Annotated in this window: 1 protein-coding gene; it reads right to left on the bottom strand. The window is 66.7% G+C overall.

All coding sequences use genetic code 11. The annotated features are described in order from the left end of the window. On the bottom strand, positions 1-1856 hold a 1856-nt coding region (locus SCWH03_RS28175; protein WP_173267748.1), incomplete at both ends, for a type I polyketide synthase.

Genomic DNA, 1856 nt, shown 5'->3' on the forward strand with positions numbered 1-1856 from the left:
GCCGTTGTCGACGAGTGTCCAGAACTCGGTGTCGAGGGGATCGGTCCCGGTCGTGTCCGGACGCGGTGTCCGGGGCCAGTAGCGCCGGTGGTCGAAGGGATAGGTCGGCAGATCCACCCGACGGGCCCCGGTCCCCTCGTAACACACCCCCCAATCGACCTCCACACCCGCGACCCACGCCTGCGCCAACGACTGCACCAACCGCCCCGGACCACCCTCCCCACGCCGCAGCGAACCCACCGCCACGACCTCCACACCATGATCATCCGCCGTGGCCTGCACCGACATCGTCAACACCGGATGCGCACTCGACTCCACAAACACCCGATACCCGTCATCGATCAACGCCCGAGTCACCTTCTCAAACGCGATCGGCTCACGCGCATTGCGATACCAGTACTCCACACCCAGCTCCGACGGATCCACCCGCTCCCCCGTCACCGCCGAATAGAACGGCACCCGGCACGACACCGGCCCGACCCCCGCCAACAACCCAAGCAACCGCTCCCGCAACGGCTCCACCTGCGGACCATGCGACGCCACCGTCGACGGCACCACCCGCGCCCGCACCCCCCGACCCTCACACCACTCCACAAACCCACCAAGCTCCACCACAGGCCCACCCACCGTGCACGCACCAGGCCCATTCACACCCGCCACCGACAAACCCGGCCACGACTCCAGAACCGCACCCACCTCCCCCACCGACAACGCCACCGACGCCACCGCACCACGACCCACCAACTCATCCGCAAACAACCGACTCCGCAACACCACAATCCGAGCAGCATCCTCCAAACTCAACGCACCCGCCACAAACGCCGCCGCAATCTCACCCTGCGAATGCCCCACCACCGCACCCGGCTCCACACCGAACGACCGCCACGTCTGCGCCAACGACACCATCACCGAGAACAACACCGGCTGCAGAACCTCGATCCGCTCCAGCAACCCCGCATCCCCACGCAACACATCCACCACCGACCAGTCCACAAACGAACCGACCACCCGATCACACTCACCCATCCACCCCGCAAACACCTCCGAAGACTCCAACAACCCGACCGCCATACCCACCCACTGCGAACCCTGCCCCGGAAAGACAAACACCGGCCCCGGACCCACACCACCAGCCACACCCCGCACCGACACACCATCCACCACCACCGCACGATGATCGAACACCGACCGACCCAACAACGACCACCCCACATCCACCGCACAACCCCCAACCCCCGCCAACCGCCCCAACTGCGCCTCCAACGACCCCTCCGACCGAGCCGACACCACCCACGGCACACCCCACACCGAACCCACCGGCTCCACCACCGACCCCACCGGCTCCACCACCGAACCCCCAGCCACACCCGCCTCCTCCAACACCACATGCGCATTCGTCCCACTGATACCGAACGACGACACACCCGCCCGCCGCAAACGACCCGACACACCACCCGGCCACTCCACCTCCGACGTCAACAACTCCACCGACCCCGCACCCCAATCCACCCGCGACGACGGCTCCACCACATGCAACGTCCGCGGAAGCACACCATGCTCCAACGCCATCACCATCTTGATCACACCCGCCACACCCGCCGCCGCCTGCGTATGACCGATATTCGACTTCACCGACCCCAGAAACAGCGGCCGCCCCGCATCCCGCTCCTGCCCATACGTCGCCAGCAACGCCTGCGCCTCGATCGGATCACCCAGCGCCGTCCCCGTACCATGCGCCTCCACCACATCCACATCCCCCGCCGACAACCCCGCCGACGCAAGCGCCTGCCGGATCACCCGCTGCTGCGAAGGACCGTTCGGCGCCGTCAGACCATTCGACGCACCATCCTGATTCA

The sequence above is a fragment of the Streptomyces pacificus genome (assembly GCF_011766325.1).
Classification (GTDB): Bacteria; Actinomycetota; Actinomycetes; order Streptomycetales; family Streptomycetaceae; genus Streptomyces; species Streptomyces pacificus.